The organism is Myxococcus llanfairpwllgwyngyllgogerychwyrndrobwllllantysiliogogogochensis, from assembly GCF_006636215.1.
Classification (GTDB): Bacteria; Myxococcota; Myxococcia; order Myxococcales; family Myxococcaceae; genus Myxococcus; species Myxococcus llanfairpwllgwyngyllgogerychwyrndrobwllllantysiliogogogochensis.
The window spans coordinates 122,486-140,300 of sequence record NZ_VIFM01000003.1 but is presented as its reverse complement, the minus strand read 5'-3'; the positions used below and the strand labels follow the sequence as shown (position 1 = coordinate 140,300).

Sequence of the window (17,815 nt, the reverse complement as noted above, 5' to 3'; positions counted from 1 at the left end):
TCCCCCGCCCCGTCCTCGCTCCAGTCCGCCGCGCCGGGCGCCTTCTCCGGAAACGCGGCGTGCACCCTCGCCGACAGGGCCCGCGCCGCCCCCACCGTCCAGGGCGTCATGCCATCCAGTGTCGAGGGAACCTCCAGCGGGGGCACCAGGGCCAGCGCCCCCGTCTCGCCTTCCACCGGCAGCCCCTTCGCGAAGAAGTCCGGCGGGGCGCGCAGCCGCTCACCCGGCGCCGCCACGGTGAAGCGCGACTCGCCCACCTCCAGCACGTCCATGCGTCCGCCCGCGTCGTAGCGCGCCCGGAAGGGTGTTCCGAGCAGCGTGCCCTCCACCCACGGCGCCCTCCCCCCCGTGACGCAGTGCGGGCCCTCGCGGCCGGACAGCTCCTCGCGTCCCGTCACACAGCCCGGCGCGGGAGGCCCCCGCCACAGCCACAGCGCCTGGGGAACCACGGCCCGGCCCGGGAGCCGACCCGCGGCATCCACCTCCAGCGTCGCCTCGCGCCGACGCTCCCCGTGCTCACGTCCTCGCGTGTGCAGGTGCCGGCTCAGATACGTGAAACGTCCGGCGGCCTGCGTCAACGTCACCGTGCCCACCGGCACCCCGCGCCAGGAGAAGACGAAGCGCGCCTCCTCCCTCCGAGGCGGACCCCCGACACCCTCACTTTCAGGGCTGACGGGATTCACTGGGAGAGCGAGGACAAGGAGGGCGAGCAGGACGGACACGGGGCTCCCCAGTCTGCGGCGTTTTGAGGACCGGCGCGAGAAGGCGGGGTAGCCTCGGTCGGTCCATGGGCGCCAAACGGTATCTCTTCGCGTTCGGCCTGGCGGCCGGCCTGCTGTCCGCGCTCGTGTTGGGGGGCGTCCTTCAGTTGAGCGGCCAGCAACTGGAGTCCTCCTCCTGGCTGGCGCTGCTCCTGGCCACCCCCGCGCTGTACCTGACGGGCGGGTATCTGGCGTGGTTCCGCTGGGCGGCGCTGCGGCGGCTGGCGCGCCGACGCGTCATGGCCCGGCTGGCGGAGGGCGACCTCACCACGACGGGCGGGCACAAGTACGAGGGGCACGAGGATGTGCGCCGCCTGGTGCTGTCCCTGCGCCGTGCCTTGTCGCAGGTGCAGCGGGTGACGGCGAACCTGCACCGCACCAGCACGGACGTGAGCGAGCAGGCCCGCATGCTGCTGGAGGCCGCGCGGCGCCAGGGCGGCGCGGTGGAGCGCACGCTGCACTCCGTCAGCGGAATGGGCGGCAGCCTCCAGGTGGTGGGCAAGCGGGTGCACCAGTTGGAGGTGTTCGCCGTCGACACCACGGGCGCGCTCCTGGAGATGACCGAGCGGCTGGAGCAGGTGGTGGAGTCGCTGTCGCAGGTGAACGACTTCGCCAATCACACCACCGCGCTGATGCAGGCGATGAGCGAACGGCTGGCCAACATCGCGTCCTCGGGTGACGAGCTGGCGCGCTTCGCGAGCGAGGCGGAGGACTTCGTGGCGCTCGTCGAGGGCGGCATCGACTCCGTGCGCCGCCGCGCCAGCGAGACGAACCAGTTGGCCCTGGCGGTGACGGCGACGGCCGAGCGCGGCGAAGTGCTGGTGGCCGACAGCGTCAAGGGCATGTACCGGGTGGAGGAGACGGTCCGCAAGGCCGCGGAGCTGATGGGCACGCTGGGCTCGCGCTCCGCCGAAATCGGCCGCATCGTCGACGTCATCCAGGAAATCGCGGACCAGACGAACCTGCTCGCGCTCAACGCCGCCATCATCGCGGCGCAGGCCGGCGTGCACGGCCGGCCCTTCGGCGTGGTGGCCAACGAGATTCGCAACCTGGCCGAGCGCACCACGCGCTCCACACGCGAAATCGCGGCCATGGTGTCCGGCGTCCGCGACGCGGTGCTGACCGCCGTGGCGCTGGTGCACGAGGGCCGCGAGCAGGCCACCGCGGGCGTGGCCCTGGGAGACCGCGCGTCCGAGGCGCTGGTGGAGATTCGCTCGATTACCCGGCGCACCTTCAGCGCCGTGGAAGCCACGGTGACGGAGACGCAGCTCTTGGAGGCGCAGGGCGCCACGGTGGTGGAGGCCAGCCGCCGCGTGGCCCGCCGCGTGGAAGACGTCACGCGCATGGCCATTGAACAGTCCGGCCACGCGCGCGAGCTGGTGCGGCAGACGCAGGAGATGGCCCGCGTGGGCCATGGCGCGTCGCAGAAGGCGGAGGACCAGGCGCGCACGGGCCGCGACTTGTCGGAGTCCGTGGTGCGACTGAGCGCGGCGATTGAAGAGCTGCGCACCGCCAACGTGGTGCTCACCAAGGCGGACTCGTCCATCCGCGAGGAAGTGGCGCAGGTGCGCGAGGACGCGCGCCGGGTCATCCGCATCGGCGACGGGCTGACGCGCACGGTGGACCAGCTGAGCCACGAGGCGCTGGGCCTGGAGACGGAGGTCTTCCGCTTCCGGCTGCCCCAGCCGCGCACGGGCGGAATGCTGCGCGTGGTGCTGCATCAGGCGGCGTCGCTGCGCAACCGCCAGGCGGTGGACCCGCTGTTCAGCGTGGAGAACCAGCTGTCGGAGCTGACCGCGTGCGCCTTCTCCAGCCTCCTGCGACTGGCGGACGGCGGCCTGGAACCGGACCTCGCCGAGCGTTGGGACGCGGACCCCTCCGCGCGCCGCTATCGCTTCTATCTGCGCCGGGGCGTCACCTTCCACGACGGCGCGCTCTTGACGGCCAGCGACGTGAAGCGCCACCTGGAGCGCCTGCTGGACCCGGCGGTGCGCTCACCGGACCGCAGCCTCCTGGAGGACGTGGAGGGCGCGTCCGAGTACACGTCCGGCCTCGCGCGCGAGGTGTCGGGCATCGAGGCGCTCGACGACGCCACGCTGGAAATCCGCCTGCGCGAGCCCAAGGCGTTCTTCCTGCACCTGATGGCGCTGACGCCCACGGCGGTGGCGCGGGTGGACTCCAGTGGCAGGCTGGTGGGCACCGGCCCCTTCCGCGTCGTGTCCCTGGAGCCGGAGCGCGTGGTGATGGAGCGCAACCCGTCCTACTGGCGCGCGGGCACGCCGCTGTTGGACCGGCTGGAGTTCCAGTTGGTGAACTCGCGACAGGAGGCCGTGGCGCGGCTGCGCGAGGGCGCCGCGGACCTGGTGTCCTTCCTCTCCGCCGAACACGTGGAGGTGCCGGGCCTGGAGTCCTTCCAGGTGCTCGCCAGCACCACGCCCTCCACGGCCTTCGTGGCCCTCAACCTGCGCGAGCCGCCCTACGACGACGTGCGCGTGCGACGCGCGCTGCGCGCGGGCATGGACATCGTCGGCGCGGTGGAGCAGTTCCACCCGGGCGCCCGCGTGGCGCGCACGCTCACCCCACCGGAGCTCATCGGCGGCACGGAGGTGGGGCCCCTGCCCGCGCCCGACGTGGCGCTGGCCGAGCAGTTGTTGCGCGACGCGGGCCTGCGGCGGCTGCGGCTCACCCTCCACCACCCCGCGGGCCGGGACACTGCCGCCGAGGACGCGGTGCTCTTCCGCCCCTTGTTGCAGGCGGGCCTGCTGGAGCTCAAGCACGTGGAGATGGCGCCGGAGGAGTACTCGGCGCGGCTGCGCGACGGAAAGGTGCCGGCCTTCCGCACGCTGTGGCTGGCGGACTTCCCGGACCCGGACACGTTCCTCTACTTCCTGCTGCACTCCAGCGCGCAGACGGTGTACCCGCTGGGCTATCGCAACCCGGAGCTGGACCGCATCACCGCCGAGGCGCGTGTGTCCATTGACCCGGGCCTGCGGCAGCAGCTCTACGTGCGCGCCGAGCACCTCTTCCGCGACGACTGTCCGCTCATCCCGCTGTACCACGAGCGCGTGCACGCGGCGGCCACCTCCACGGTGCAGGGCCTTCGCCTGCACCAGACGCCGCCGCAGGTCCGCTACGAGGACCTGTGGGTGGACCCGAATACGACCGAGTGATTCACGGCGACTCGCGCCGAGTGGCTCCCGGCGTCCCGTGTCGCTGGGGCCAGCCGCGCGCATCTGTCTGGATGCCGGGCCCCATGCCGTAGGACTCCAGCTTCCACACGCCGTCGCGCTCCAGCACGACGAGCAGCTTGTCCTCGAAGAAGGACGCCCCCGCCACCACCGTCGGGCGGCCCGGCAGCGGGCACATCAGCAGCTTCTGCCCCCGCGCGAAGAGCTGGAGCCACACCTGCCGCCCATCCGGGCGCGTCGCGTCCGAGAGCACCCCCACCGCGCCGCCCTGAATCAGTGTCGCGTCGTGCAGCGAGCCGGGCAGCGCGGTGAAGGGTAGCGCGTCCACCTCCCACGCCACCTGTCCCGTGGCCGAGTCCACCGCGCGAAGCACCGTGCGCTCCTCCTCGGGCGTGCACGGCAGGCCATCCGCGCGGTCGCAGGACTGGGCGAACAGGTAGCCGGGAGTCCCCTCCGCCGCGAGCAGCGCGGGCTCGGCCAGCGGAGTCAAAGTCCGCGTGCCCGCGTCCCAGTCCACCGCCACCTGTGTACCGCCGTCCGTGGACACGAAGGCCTGGGTGCCCACCAGCAGCGTCCCTCCCGCCACCGCCAGCGACGCGCGCCCGCCCGGCACACCCCCGTCGCCGAGCGCGGAGATGATGACTTCCGTGCCACCGTCCGGCTCGAGGTCCGCGCGCTCCAGTCGCCCATCCACCGTGTAGCGATAGGCCGAGCCCTCCACGTCGAGCGCGAGCCGGGCCTCACCGCGCCAGGGCTCCACGGGCCCCGCGCGCACCACCGAACCCGCATCTTCATGCCCCGCGAGCCAGACCCACCGCGCACCCTCCGGCGCCAGCGGCGGCGCCACTCCGCCATCCGCGCCCGCGTCCAGCACAGGGCCCCAGGCCACGTGCGCGACCACGTCTCCGTCTGGTGTCAGCGCGACCTCTCCCGCTTCCACGTGCCCCATCCAGGGCCCCGCATCCGAGGGCGCGCCCAGCGACGTCCAGGGGGCCTCCCACTGCCGCGCGCCCGGACCCCGAGGGGCATAGGACTCCAGTCCCTCCGAGGCGAGCACCACCACGCCCGCATCCGACGCGGCCAGCAGCGTGCGGGTGCCACCGTCGGGATAGGGCGACTCGTAGCGCAGCAGACCGCCGTGCGTGAAGGAGACGAGCCGGCAGCCCCCGTCACCCCCGCACACCGAGGTGAACAGCGCGCCCTCCTGGACGAGCAACGCGGGCTGGCCCATGGGCTCCCCTCCCAGGTCCTGGCTGAAGTCGACCGGGAGGTCTCCCGCGTCGGGCTTCTCACACTCGCCATCCTGGCAGGTGCCCTCACCCTGGCATGCGGTGGCGGGCGCGCAGAGCATGCCATCCGGCGTGGGCAATTCCTTGCACGAGCCCCCGAAGCACAGGTTGGACTTCCTGCAGTCCACCGGCCCGCACGGCACGAGGTCCGCCGCGTCCACTTCCTCGCAGCCGTCGTCGCGGTCGCACACGCCCACCTTGCATGGGTTCTTCGGCACCGGACATGCGACGGGCGCCGTCACGCAGCCCAGGGTGGGCGAGCACGCATCCACCGTGCACGGGTTGTCGTCGTCACACGAGCGGGGGGTGCCCACGCACGCGCCCGACTCGCAGCGGCCGTTCGCCTGGCAGCGACTGGTGGGGATGCAGGTGGCGCCGTCCTCCAGGGGCCGCTCCACGCAGGCACCGGAGTCCAGGTCGAAGCGCGACTCGTGACAGGGACTGGAGGGGACGCAGTCGAGCGGCCTCACTCCCAGGCCCGTGAGGCGAACGGTCTCCGTGCGTCCCGCGCCCGTCAGCGTCAGCGTGCCCTGCGCCGCGCCGTTGCCCGCGAGGAAGTCCACGTCGACGGTGGCCTGGCCACTGCCCGGCACCGTCACCTCGGCGACGTCCACGGAGAAGGGAGAACCCGAGGAGGCCGTCACGGTGACACTGGAGCGCCCGGTGGCCAGCACCGTCACCTGACGACGCGTGAGGGAGCCCTCCAGCGCCCGGCCGAAGTCGACCTGTTCCTCCTGGGGACGGAAGCCCTGGCGCGCGCCGCCCACGCCCGGGTCATCTCCACAGCGGCAGCCCGCCACGGACAACACGAGCGCGACGAGCAACGAAGTCCCTGGATGGATGCGCGAGGCCATGGAGGCGACTCAAGCGCGCCGGGCCCCGACCGCGCAATGTCGGTGTGAGAGGCCGTCCGACTGAAGACTCAGGGCTCGGAGGCGGGCGCGCGTCGCCGAGCGAACATGCGCACCAGCACCGCCACCACGCCCACCACCACCAGCCCCAGCACCGCGTACTGGTAGCGGCTCATCAACGCCGACAACTTCTCGAGGTTGCCGCCCACCGCGGCGCCCAGCGCGAGCACCAGCCCGGTGTGCGCCATGGCAGACAGCGCGCCCAGGCCCAGCGCGTTGACGCGAGGCATGCGCGCGGCGCCCGCGGCGATGAAGATGAGGCCTCGGATGCCTGGAAGGAAGCGGTTGGCGAGCAGCAGCCATGGCCCGTTGCGCCGCATCCGGGACTGCACTTGCTCCAGGCGGGCGTGGGTGATGCCGAAGTAGCTGCGGCCCGGGTGCGCATCGAAGCGCCCCGCCAGCCAGTGGCCGACCATGTAGTTGATGGCCGCGCCCACCACGCTGCCCGCCGTCACCACGAGGAAGACGAGCACCCATGGGTGCGCGCCGCGCACCGCGTACACGCCGCCCAACAGGGTGATGGTGTCTCCGGGGAAGGGTGGGACGACGTACTCCAGCGCCGCCGCCAGCCCCAGCACCAGCAGCCCCAGGGGGCCGAGCGCTCCGATGAGCTGGTCGATGTATTCCACCATCCGCGCGAACGACCTCCTCCGGGTGCCAGACACCCGTCATAAGGCAGCACCCGTGAAGGGGAAAGCGTGGGTGGTCGATGGTGAACAGAGACAGGTGCGCGGACGCGAGGAGACGTCGGCTATGCTCCGCGCCCACCGCCATGATTCTTCCGCGCTATTGGGACAGGCTCACCGCCACCCTGCACGCCGTCGACCTCCACCGAAGCCCCGAGGAGGCGTGGCGGTTCCTCGTCTACCAGGGGTTCACGGAGGACTCGGCGGAGGGACTGCGGTTCTTCGAGGACGTCGTCCGTCAGAGCCGGGAGATGGACCACCCGACCGGTAGCAGCCCGATGGGCTTCATCGCCACGGAGCTGATGCAGGAGCGCCTCGTGGAGCCCCGCCACCCCAGGGACCCGGATGGCCGCTCCTCGAACCGCGCGTTCCGCCTGTGGAAGCGCAGGGCCCTACCCGCCTGAGTTCTCGGGCGTATCGCGCACCGCCAGGAGCGCGAGCGAGGTCCCTCCGGGGCGAAGACAGACGACGCCCACGCCCTCGGGCACGTTGAACTGGTACCACGTACAGGCACCCCAGCGCTTCTCCAGGGCATCACCGGCCCACGAGGCCGGGAGACCACCGAGCCCCTCCAGCGTGCGCCACAAAGCCAGACGCCCATACGCCGCGCCCAGCGCGCCCCGCCATCCCCGCGCGCCAGACACCGCCAGCGCATAGAGCGCCTCCGCCACGTCGGCCAGCCGCGCCCGCTCGCACACGACGGCGGTGGCGTCCTTCAGGAGCGGCAGGTCCAGGTCGACCAGCAGAGAGGTCACGGTATCGGCGGGCGCCTTGGGCAGCGCGGGGCGCAACCGGAGCACCCGCTGGTCGACTTCAGCGGGAGGGCCCTCCTCACCACGGCCCTCGACGACGGCCGCGAACCCCGGGGGCACGGGCTCGTCGTGCGTCACCAGCCGGACGTTCGGGGTGGTGTACTCGTCGTCTTCGTCCTCGCGAGACTTCGCGGCCCTCAGCTCCGCGAGCGAGTCCGCCGCCGAGGCGACATCGTCAGCACCCAGGAGGCGCCCCAGCGTGGACTCCCAGCGATTGCGCCGCGGTGGCAGCGCCGCCAGCGGGTGTCCCCGCCGCGTCAGCTCCGCTTGGAGCTCTTGCACACCCGGCGCCGACGACAGGTCCGCGCCACGCATGACGTACTCCTGCACGCCGCAGGCGAACAGCTCGAGGAGGTCCTCGGGCCCCTGGCGATGGGACATGAGTTCCACGAAGCTCGACACGGAGCGATGCGTGGCCAGCAGCGCCGCCAGGTCCTGCTCGCGTCGCGCGGCGGAGTGCCGCCCCTGGAAGCGCGCGGCGCGAGGTTGCCGGGCGACCTCCAGGAGGGCCAGGGCACTGTCCACGTCCTGGCCCTTGGCCAACACCTCTTCGAGGTGGTCCGACAGCGCATGCAGCCGCCACCGCGCGTCCACGAGTGTCGAGGCCTGACGCGCCTCCAGTTCGGCCGCGAGCGCCACCAGCGTCGGGCAGGCACTCTCTTCACCCAGCCGCTCCAGGCGCAGCCGGGCCTCGTTCAAGCCCTCACGGGTGTCGATGTCGTCGAGGAACGCGCTCACCGTCGAAGTCATGGAAGTAAAGTCTACAAGGAAAAACGTGGGAGTGGACCGACAAGCGGAGTCCGGGCTGGGCTCCGCGGCGTGGGGCCAAGGTAACTGGCACCCACCCTGCCCTGGCTTCGCAAGCAGGCGAGTCCCGCGCATTCACGCGCATGGCGCCCGCATGCGCACGCCGCGTCCCGAACACCTCACCAGCCTGGGTCTCGGTGGAATGTCACGACCAGCTTGAACGCGTGCCTCCGTATGCGTTGCGGGGGGCACTCCTTCATCCCTGAGTCGAACCGCGCCCCCTCCGCATGGCACTCGCATGCCTGGTCGCGAGTTCATTCGTCGTCCACCACGAAAGCCCACCATGTCTCGACCTCCAGAGACCCGCGCACGCGCGTGGCGTCTCAGCCAGTCTGTATTGATATTGCTCACGGCCCTCGCCGTCGGCCCGGTCTTCGCGGCCCCGGCGAGCTCCGCCATCAGCTCCCAGCCGGAGCCGAACCTGCTGCCTCCACCTGGATGTCCCGACTGTGAGCCGGAACCGGACTGTGACCCGGAGATCTGCGACGGGGAGGACAACGACTGCGACGGCCAGATAGACGAGGGCGTCAAGCGCAACGTCTATCGCGACGCGGATGGGGACGGCCACGGCACCGGGGCCGCGCAGCAGGGCTGTCTGGACCATGGCTGGGTCCTCAACAACAACGACTGCAATGACGCCAACGCCTCCATCTGGCAGGCCGGTCGCTTCTACCGGGACGCGGACGGAGATGGCTACGGGGCTCCAGGAAACTGGATCGACTCCTGTGGCCTCCCCGCGGGCTACGTCGCGGATGCCACTGACTGCAATGACGGCAATTCCACCGTCAAGCCGGGGGCCATCAAGCAATGCGGCCAGGGAGCCTGTGCCCGGAGCGTCCAGGCCTGTGTCAACGGCGTGGAGCAGGCCTGTGTCCCCTATGCCGCCTCCGCCGAGATTTGCGACCGCATCGATAACAACTGCAACGGGCAGGTGGATGACCTTCCCCCCATCTCCTGTGGCACAGGAGCCTGCCAGCGCACCGTCGCCGCCTGCGGCAACATCTGCGAGTGGGTGGTAGTCCAGGACGGCAAGCCGCCCGTCGAGTTCTGCGAGTGGGGTGACAACGCCTGCACGCCGGGCGTCGCCAAGGCAGAGACCTGCAACAACGTGGACGACAACTGCAATGGCACCATCGATGACGGGGTCCAGCTCACCTACTACAGCGACAACGACGCGGACGGCTATGGTGCCGGCGCTCCGATTGGCGCGGGCTGCAGTGTGCCGGGCGGCGCTTCCTCCAACAGCCAGGACTGCAACGACTCGAACTACGCCGTGAAGCCCGGGGCGTTGAAGCACTGCGGCCTCGGCGTCTGCGCCGCCAGCGTCCAGGCGTGCGTCAACGGCGCGGAGCAGACCTGCATCCCACGCCCATCCCAGCCGGAGATCTGCGACAAGTCAGACAACGACTGCAATGGCCAGGTGGATGACCTCCCGCCCATCAGTTGTGGCCAGGGCGCCTGCCGGCGAACCGCCCCCGCCTGTGGCGAGCTGTGCGAGTGGGTGGAGACCCATGACGGAAAGCCGCCCGTCCAGGTCTGCGAGTGGGGCGAGTACGGCACCTGCACCCCGGGCACGCCCACGGCGGAAGTGTGTGCCAATGGCCTCGACGAGGACTGCACCGGCTTCTCCGATGACTCGAGCAACAGCGCGGCGTGGCTCACCTTCTATCCGGACCAGGACCACGACGGTTACGGCACGAGCTGGGGCGAGACCACCACGTGCCGCCAGCCGGCGGACACCTCCCGGACACCGGGCGATTGCGACGACACGCGAGCCGACATGAAGCCGGGCGCCGCCGAGGTCTGCGACGGCATCGACAACAACTGCTCGGGCGCCCTGGACGAGTCCGGGGTCTGCGACCAGTCCCTCTGTCAGTAAATCCCTTTCGACGCACCACGGTCATTCCCACATGAGACACGATTCAGAATCCCCGCGTCCGCCGGGACGCCGCAAGCGGTTCGCGGCGAACCTCACGCTGTTCTTCTATGGCGCCCAGTTGCTCACCAGCTGCGGCCCCGCGCTGACGTCCTCTTCCGGAGACGAGGATGGGCAGCCACCAGCCCAGGCACGAAGCGCGCTCCTGGACGTCCCCATCGAGCTGCGCTCCGACACGATTCTCGACACGGCCTTTCCCGGCACGGAGGCACCCGGAGTCACGGCCTTCACGGCGGATGTGACACCGAGCGGAACGGCCACCGTGTCGCTCCCGCTCTGGGTTCCTCCGGGGCGCGCGGGCCTCCAGCCCTCGCTGTCCATTGTCTATGACAGCAACGCCAGCGACGGGCTCCTCGGCCCCGGCTTCAACCTGGCGGGGTTGTCACAAATCACGCTGTGCCCCAACTCGTTCGCACGGGACAACGCGCTGCACTCCGTGGACTTCATGCCGGACGAGGCGCTGGACGCGAAGAACCGCTACAGCAGGGCCTGGTGCCTGGACGGCGTCCGGCTCGTTCCGGCCGGCGGTTCCGACGCCCGGGCCTTCAAGACGGAGCACGACACCTACGCCTCCATCCGCATCCCGGAGGGCACCACCCTCCACGCGCCTGACACCTTCGAGGTTCGGGGGCGCGACGGACTCATCCGGACCTACGGCAAGGGGCCGGGCTCGCGTGAGGACGCGCTCGTCAAGGGCATCCATTCGCAATACGAGCGGGGGCCCAACGAGACCATCCAGACCGCGAACAACAACACGGTGCGCATCGCCTGGGCGCTCGCCTCCATCGAGGACCGCTTCGGCAACCGGATGGAGGTGTTCTACGACCAGGCGCCCCTCGGCGCTCCGTCCGGTGCATGGCACCGCCCTTCGCGCATCGTCTACACGCAGTTCCGCGACGCCTCGGGTGTCATCGAGCCAGGTCAGCGCGAAGTCACCTTCGACTATGAGGCCCGGACGGATGTCTTCACCGGCTATCTGGCGGGCGTGAAGGTCGGCCGCGACTTCCGGCTCTCCCGCGTCAACATGAAGGGCCCCGGGTTCGCCCCGGGTGCGAGCACCCTGTCTCAGGTGCTGCTGCGCTCCTACAAGCTGAAGTACTACCTGGGAACCCTCAGCAAGCGCAGCCTCCTGACGGAGCTGCGGGAGTGCGACGGCAAGGACATCTGCAAGACGCCCGTGCGCTTCGAGTGGGAGCAGGGCTCGTGGGACTTCGAGTATCCGCCGGCCCAGAGCGTGAGCGACGCCGCCGCCGGCGCGGGCCTGAATGCCTTTGGCCTGGGCGCGGGACGCCAGGGCCTCGCGTACTTCGTGCGGTCCGACAAGATGGCCGAGGACGAGCTCGATTGGACTGACCCGACCTCCGGAATGAGCACCGACTTCACGGTGCAGCTCTGGAGGGACACGATGCGGCTGATGCAGTTTCCGGACGCCGCGTCCCCTTCGCTGGTGGCGTCCGACGTCACGGGCGGCTCCATCTGGTACCCCTACTTCAACATCGAGGGAACCATCTGGCTCGATGATCTCTGGGACTTCTTCTTCGGAGGCAACGACCCGGGAGACTTCTGTGGGCAGCGCCATGAGCGCAACCTGTATCCCATCGTGACGGACTGGGATGGCTTTGGCCGCTCCACCGTCACGCCGCTGTCTTGCAAGTGGGACAAGTCCAATTTCGGCCAGCACCCGGTCCCCTTCTATGGCCATGCCCGTGCCGGCGACACTGAAATGAAGGTTGTCGGCTCCGAGCCGAACTCGCAGTACTGGCTCGACGTCGACGGAGATGCCCGCAACGAGCGCGTATGGATGGGGCAGCACGAAATCGACCTGACGGCGGACTCCGACACGACAGTGACCGCCAAGCGCCGCGTCGTCGTCGACAGGACGGCGCAGAACCGCATCACCAAGATGTCTCCGGTGGGCTACTTCCAGGCCGCCCGGCTCGGCATGCGCGTGGTGGACCTGGATGGAAGCGGGAAGATGAGCATGCTGGGCGTGGGTCCCAATGGGAACGCGTTCCTGGATGCGCTCACCTACCGGGAGGTCTCGACGACCAACGTCAACGAGGCGGAGCTGAAGGTCGTCCCGACCTCCGTGCGCACGCCCTTCACGATGCCGGCCCTCTTTCCGTCGCTCTACGCCTCCACGTTCGACTTCGTCGACGTCAACGGAGACGGCCTGCGGGACGCGGTGGCGCTGGGGGTGACGAGCATCTCCGACCCGGCCATCAAGCTCCGGGTCCAGTTCAACACGGGCAAGGGTTTCACCGAGGTCCGGGAGACCGTCATGCCGAGCAACATCGCCACGATGCTGCTCGGCGCCAAGACGGAGCATGGCGACTTCGACGGCGATGGCCGGGTGGACTTCGCCATCTTCAAGAATGGCAGCCCGGTGCAGTTGCTGCTCGCCGGTCCGCAGGGCGACTTCACCAACTATGAGAACCTGTCGATTGTCCCGAGCGGCGACAACAAGGAGTGGGCGCAGGTCATCGACACCAACAACGATGGCCTGCTCGACTTCACGTTTCGCCAGGGGAACAACCTTCGTGTCGCGCGTCGCATCAAGGCGACCGATGTGCTCAAGAAGGTGCACGGGAACATCCAGCTCGCCAGCTACCTGGGCTTCTCCGGCCTGAGCTACTCCTTCGAGTACGCCCCGCTCTCGCAGGGTAATCCGCACGGAGCCGTCACGCCGCCCGAGGCGTTCTACGCCAGGAGCTACGTGGAGACCGCGACGAAGCCGTGGCTGCGCCTGGCCTCCGAGTCGATGCGCGTCGTCTCGCGCATGTCGCTCAACTCGAATGACCAGCAGGTGCGGAGCTGGCGCTATCTCTACCGGGATGGCCTCTCCGATACCCGGGGCCTGGGCTGGCTGGGCTTCGGTCAGCGCATCGTCGTGGACGAGGTGACGGGCGCGCGCACGACGACGACGTACAACAACCGGCACTCGGTGGACAGCACGCTGGACCGCAAGGCCTCGGCGCCCCTGGCGCACTTCCCACAGGAGGAAACGACCGAGGTCGCCCTGGATGCCAACACGAGGCTCCAGACGAAGCGGACCTGGACCTATGCCCTGACTCCGGCGACCCACTCCACCATCTGGCAGCAGTACGCCCGTCGCGTCGTGGAGACGGTGCGCGAGTTCAAGGGTGGCGCCGAGACGGTGGTATCGGAGAGGGAGTCACTCACGGAGCTCGACGACAAGGGCAACCCTGTCTACAGCACGACCCTCACGCACAGCGCGGACAAGACCGAGCAGGTGAAGGTCGTCACCACGGGGCGGGGGTTTGACTCCACGACGTGGCTGCCCACCGGAGTGTGGACTGTCTCCAGCGCGTGGCAGTCTTGCTCCAGGGCACTGGAGGTCGGCTGCACGGGCCCCGCGGACGCGGCGAACACCCGGACGCAGCAGGTCACCTACGGCACGAAGGGGCAGGTCGAAAGCACGGAGCTGGAGCCCTCGCGTTTCGAGGAGGTCGTGACTCCGACGACGTCCGAGACGTACCTGAAGACACGCTTCGAGCGGAACGAGCGGGGCCTGGTCCAGCGAGTCGTCCAGCAGGGCCGTGAGACGGAGCGTGCGGAGTCGGTGACGTACGACACCGTCGACCAGACGCAGGTGGCCACGTCCACCGACGCGGGAGGGGCGACGTGGCGATACCTGTACCACCCTGGCATGGGCGTGCTCGCGCAGACGGCGGACCCGAACGGCGTGAATACGCGCTACCAGTACGACGGCTTCGGCCGCCCGCGCGTGGTGACGCCGCTGTACATGGGGCCCTCCGTGGCGCCGGCGGACCAGTCCATCGTTCGCACGTACTACGAATGGAATGGCCCGTTGCCGCAGCACCGCACCCAGGTGGCGACGGACACGGGGACGGTGGATGAAACCATCACCCGCTTCGACACGCTGGGCCGGCCCGTGGCGACCCAGGGAGCCCGCTTCGATGGACAGCCGGTGACCTCCAGCGTCACCTATGACGTCCAGGGGCGTGTGCAGAAGTCCGAGGCACCTCGCACCAGCACCGAGCAGCCGACGTGGGAGTCCTACGAGTACGACCCCCTCGGCCGCGTCACGGCGCGCCGCTTCGGGGACGGGACGACGGGGCCTTCCGGAAAGCTCCTGGAGCGCATCGCGTACACGGTGCCCGCGCCCTACTCCACCCAGACGGTGGTGACGGACGCCATCAACCAGGCGAGGAAGACGCTGCTCGACTTCCGCGGGCTGATGGTGCGGTCGACCGAGGCGGTGGGGACGTCGAAGGAGGCGACCATGACGTATGGGTATGGTCCCTTCGGTCGGCTGGAGTTCACGGATGACCCGCAGGGCCATCGCAGCGCGAACTTCTATGATGGCTTTGGTCGGCTCGAGCGGACGGTGGACCCGAACGCGGGGACGCGGACCTTCCTCTACAACGCGTTTGGCGAGGTTAAGAGCGACTCGGACGGCCCCGTGGGCATGCCCGGCCTCATCACCACGTCGTACGAGCGGGACGTGCTCGGCCGGGTCCGCACGGCCACGAACGAGAAGGAGAGCCTGTCCTATCTCTATGACCAGGGCCCGGGTGCCATCCGGCGCCTGTCGCGTGCGACGCGTACGCCCACCGGCAATCCCGCGGGCATCGTCATCACGAATCATGTCTATGACGACTTCGGCCGCGAGACGAACACGTCGCAGGAAGTCGCTGGCGGCACGCAGGTGATGAGCCGGCAGTACGACGCCTACGGACGGGTGAGCCGGCTCACCTACCCCGTCATGTTCAACGGGCAGCCGGTGTCGATTGGCTACTCGTACACCTCGCGAGGCGACCTCTCGAGCATCTACCAGACGAACTCCATCACCAGCTACTGGTCGGCGCTCGCGCGAGACAGCGGGGGGCGGCTGACGCAGGCGCGCTATGGCAGTGGGGTGGTGCGCGACTTCCGCTACGACACCATGGGTCGTCTGCGGTTCCTGGACGCGAAGCGCAGTGGCACCAACGTCCAGCGACTCGCCTACGAGTACACGGACAATCACAACCTCTCCGCCCGGCACGACCTCATGGTCGGCGCGACGGAGAAGTTCACCTACGACGCGTTGGACCGGTTGGAGCGCTGGAAGGTCCAGCAGAACTGCCAGACGCTGGACGTCCAGTTCCAGTACGACGCGCTCGGCAACCTGCTCAGCCGCTCCCCTGTCACCGGCTGGGAGCCGACGTCCACGCTGAACTACACCCTGGGCGCGACGGGTGGACCGCACGCCGTCAAACGGGCGCAGTTCGGAGCGGACTCGCTCACCTACGAGTACGACCACCGGGGCAACCAGACGGCCTCGCGCGACGTTTCGAACAACGAGGTCCGGACCGTCACATACACGCCCTTCGATTTGCCGGAGTCCATCACCCAGGGGGGCCAGACGGTCCGCTTCGACTACGACGCGTCCGGAACGCGCGTGCGTAAGCAGAAGAGCGGCGGCATGGAGGAAGTGCTCTATGTCGGCGGCCTCTACCAGCGACGCAAGCAGGGGCTGACGACGACACACGTGCTCAGCATCCCCAGCCCCGAGGGCATCATCGGAGAGCTGTCGTGGGACGAGGGGTCGAGCACGGAGAGCGCCCGGTACTTCCTCAACGACAAGCAGGGCAGTCCCGACACTGTCACCAACGCCGCGGGCGCGGTGGTGGAGCGCATCAAGTTCGAGCCCTACGGCGGACGGCGAGACGCGACCAACCTGCTGCAGGCGTCCAGCGCGAGCTACAGCGGCGCGAAGCGGGGCTTCACCGGGCATGAGCAGGATGAGGAGCTGGGTCTCATCAACATGCGCGGGCGCATCTACGACCCGCGGTTGATGCGGTTCATCAGCGCGGACCCCGTCATCGCGGATGCGGGCTCGGTGCAGGCGTACAACGCGTACTCCTATGTGTTGAACAACCCAATTCGCTACACGGACCCCAGCGGGTTCACGCCCTACGGTGGAACGCTGGTGGGCCAGTGGGGAGGCAGCTCGGGCGGTGGGTATGTGCCGGGACCGAACCTGGTGGCGGAATCACTGCTGCGGCACGAGTCCGCACCGGGGGCCACGCCGTTCCTGCCCTCGGTCGACCTCCGTGTCCCCAGCGTGGAGAGTCTGGATGACGCGAAGGCGCAGCCGGATGCCCACCACACGAACGACATCGGGCAGAGCTCCGGCGAGTCCAAGGCCAGCCTGACGTCGCTGATGACGACCGCCGCGGGGAAGATAGGGGCCGCCTACGACCAGTTCCCGTGTGGCTTGTCCCTCGGGTGCCATGTCGGCAGGTCCCTGGCCAAGGGCCAGCTCGACAGCATGGTCGCGGCCGCGACGTCGTATGAGCGCTACGAGCCAGTCAGCAAGCTCGCCGCGGTCAGCTACGCCGTCAACGAGTTCATCCCGTTCGTGACGGCGGGAGAGAGCTATCTCCAAACCAAGTCAGCCTGCGGCAACGGAGAAACAGGCGGCTGCGTCGTCGGCGCGGGGAAGACGGCCTTCTACACACTCGCCTCTGGCGCCAGCATCTTTTCCATCATCGAATCGGGAGGCGGCGTTGCATCCGTGCTCAGAGCCCCCGTCACGAAAGTTCGTGGCGTGGTGGACGATGTTGCTCGAGCCTTCGGGACTCGAGCCCCCCCGCCCAGTGGCTCCTTCTCCATGACCAAGAACGCGGCAGGTGGAGAGGTCTGGACCTCCAATGGGGAGATCATCCAGTTCCATTTCGCCCCGCACGTGAATGACGCCCTCACCAAGGGAGATGTACACATTCTCTCGGGGGCTCACGGCTCACGCGGGGGCAGAATCACTCCGGCGCCAAATTTTCTCAGAGATGACAAACTTCGTTGGAGAAAGAACCCCAACGTGAAAATCCATGACATCACCAAGATGACGCCCGACGAAATCACGAACATCCTCCGAGGCGAGGGAACCATCGTCGGCGGCTTTTGCTATAGTGATATCTGCCTCGCACCCTTCAAGTAGACACGACATGACCGAAAAGAACTTGAGAGAGTACCGAGCAATCATCCTGCTCGAGGGCCCCGCTCAGACTCAGCCGGGTCTGCAGGTCACCGTGATGGCAACCGACGGTGACGAAGCCTACACGCTTCTTGAGGAGAAGTATGGCAACGGCACCGTCTTCGACCTGCACAATGAAGAGGATGCGAGCACGATTCGATAACCCTGCCGGCTGAATGTTCGGCTTGGAGTAGCTGAGGCTGGGCTCGCGATCTTCCAGGTCGCGGGCCCTCCTCCTCGGGGTAGGCACAATGGGCGTCCTCCCATGCCGTCCTCCGGCCGCCCATCCGTGGGAAGACGTGAGCACTGGCACCGATTCTGGGAAGCAGCCAGAGGCCACGAGCCCGCACCGTCCAGACAATCCGCCGATTCAGCCTGAATCCCCGCCCTACCGGACTGGCCTGCCGACGCGCATCCTCGAACAA

Annotated in this window: 9 protein-coding genes; 5 read left to right on the top strand and 4 right to left on the bottom strand. The window is 69.0% G+C overall.

What is annotated here, in order from left to right; translation table 11 throughout:
* Positions 1–722: transglutaminase domain-containing protein (locus FJV41_RS01520; protein WP_141640572.1), on the bottom strand; the 722-nt coding region annotated here is incomplete at its 3' end.
* A gap of 65 nt (positions 723–787) precedes the next feature.
* On the opposite strand from FJV41_RS01520, the gene FJV41_RS01515 reads away from it, so the two are divergent.
* On the top strand, positions 788–3,931 hold the full coding sequence (locus FJV41_RS01515) for an ABC transporter substrate-binding protein (RefSeq protein ID WP_141640571.1): 3,144 nt from the start codon (positions 788–790) through the stop codon (positions 3,929–3,931).
* 1 nt (position 3,932) lies between these two features.
* On the opposite strand, the gene FJV41_RS01510 is transcribed toward FJV41_RS01515, so the two are convergent.
* Both FJV41_RS01510 and FJV41_RS01505 read right to left on the bottom strand, forming a co-directional pair.
* Positions 3,933–6,092, bottom strand: a complete 2,160-nt coding sequence (locus FJV41_RS01510; RefSeq protein ID WP_141640570.1) for a hypothetical protein — start codon at positions 6,090–6,092, stop codon at positions 3,933–3,935.
* Positions 6,093–6,160: 68 nt separating this feature from the next.
* Positions 6,161–6,781: a DedA family protein gene (locus FJV41_RS01505; protein ID WP_141640569.1), complete on the bottom strand. Its 621-nt coding sequence runs from the start codon at positions 6,779–6,781 to the stop codon at positions 6,161–6,163.
* Positions 6,782–6,921: 140 nt separating this feature from the next.
* On the opposite strand from FJV41_RS01505, the gene FJV41_RS01500 reads away from it, so the two are divergent.
* The gene (locus FJV41_RS01500; protein ID WP_141640568.1) at positions 6,922–7,239 is read left to right on the top strand and encodes a hypothetical protein; all 318 of its coding nucleotides are present in this window, start codon (positions 6,922–6,924) and stop codon (positions 7,237–7,239) included.
* Here the strand turns inward: FJV41_RS01500 and FJV41_RS01495 are convergent.
* A complete protein-coding gene (locus FJV41_RS01495; RefSeq protein WP_141640567.1) occupies positions 7,228–8,397 on the bottom strand; it encodes a DUF6183 family protein in 1,170 nt (389 codons plus the stop codon). The two genes, FJV41_RS01500 and FJV41_RS01495, sit on opposite strands and share 12 nt — an antisense overlap.
* Before the next feature lie 340 nt (positions 8,398–8,737).
* Between FJV41_RS01495 and FJV41_RS01490 the strand changes: the two genes are divergently transcribed.
* The 3 genes from FJV41_RS01490 to FJV41_RS01480 are packed head-to-tail and all read left to right on the top strand — an operon-like array spanning position 8,738 to position 17,553.
* A complete protein-coding gene (locus FJV41_RS01490) occupies positions 8,738–10,333 on the top strand; it encodes a putative metal-binding motif-containing protein (protein ID WP_181790319.1) in 1,596 nt (531 codons plus the stop codon).
* A gap of 31 nt (positions 10,334–10,364) precedes the next feature.
* A complete protein-coding gene (locus FJV41_RS01485; RefSeq protein WP_141640565.1) occupies positions 10,365–17,354 on the top strand; it encodes an RHS repeat-associated core domain-containing protein in 6,990 nt (2,329 codons plus the stop codon).
* A 7-nt stretch (positions 17,355–17,361) separates the two neighbouring features.
* Entirely contained in the window at positions 17,362–17,553 is a 192-nt protein-coding gene (locus tag FJV41_RS01480) for a hypothetical protein (RefSeq protein WP_141640564.1), read from the top strand.
* Positions 17,554–17,815: the final 262 nt, after the last annotated feature.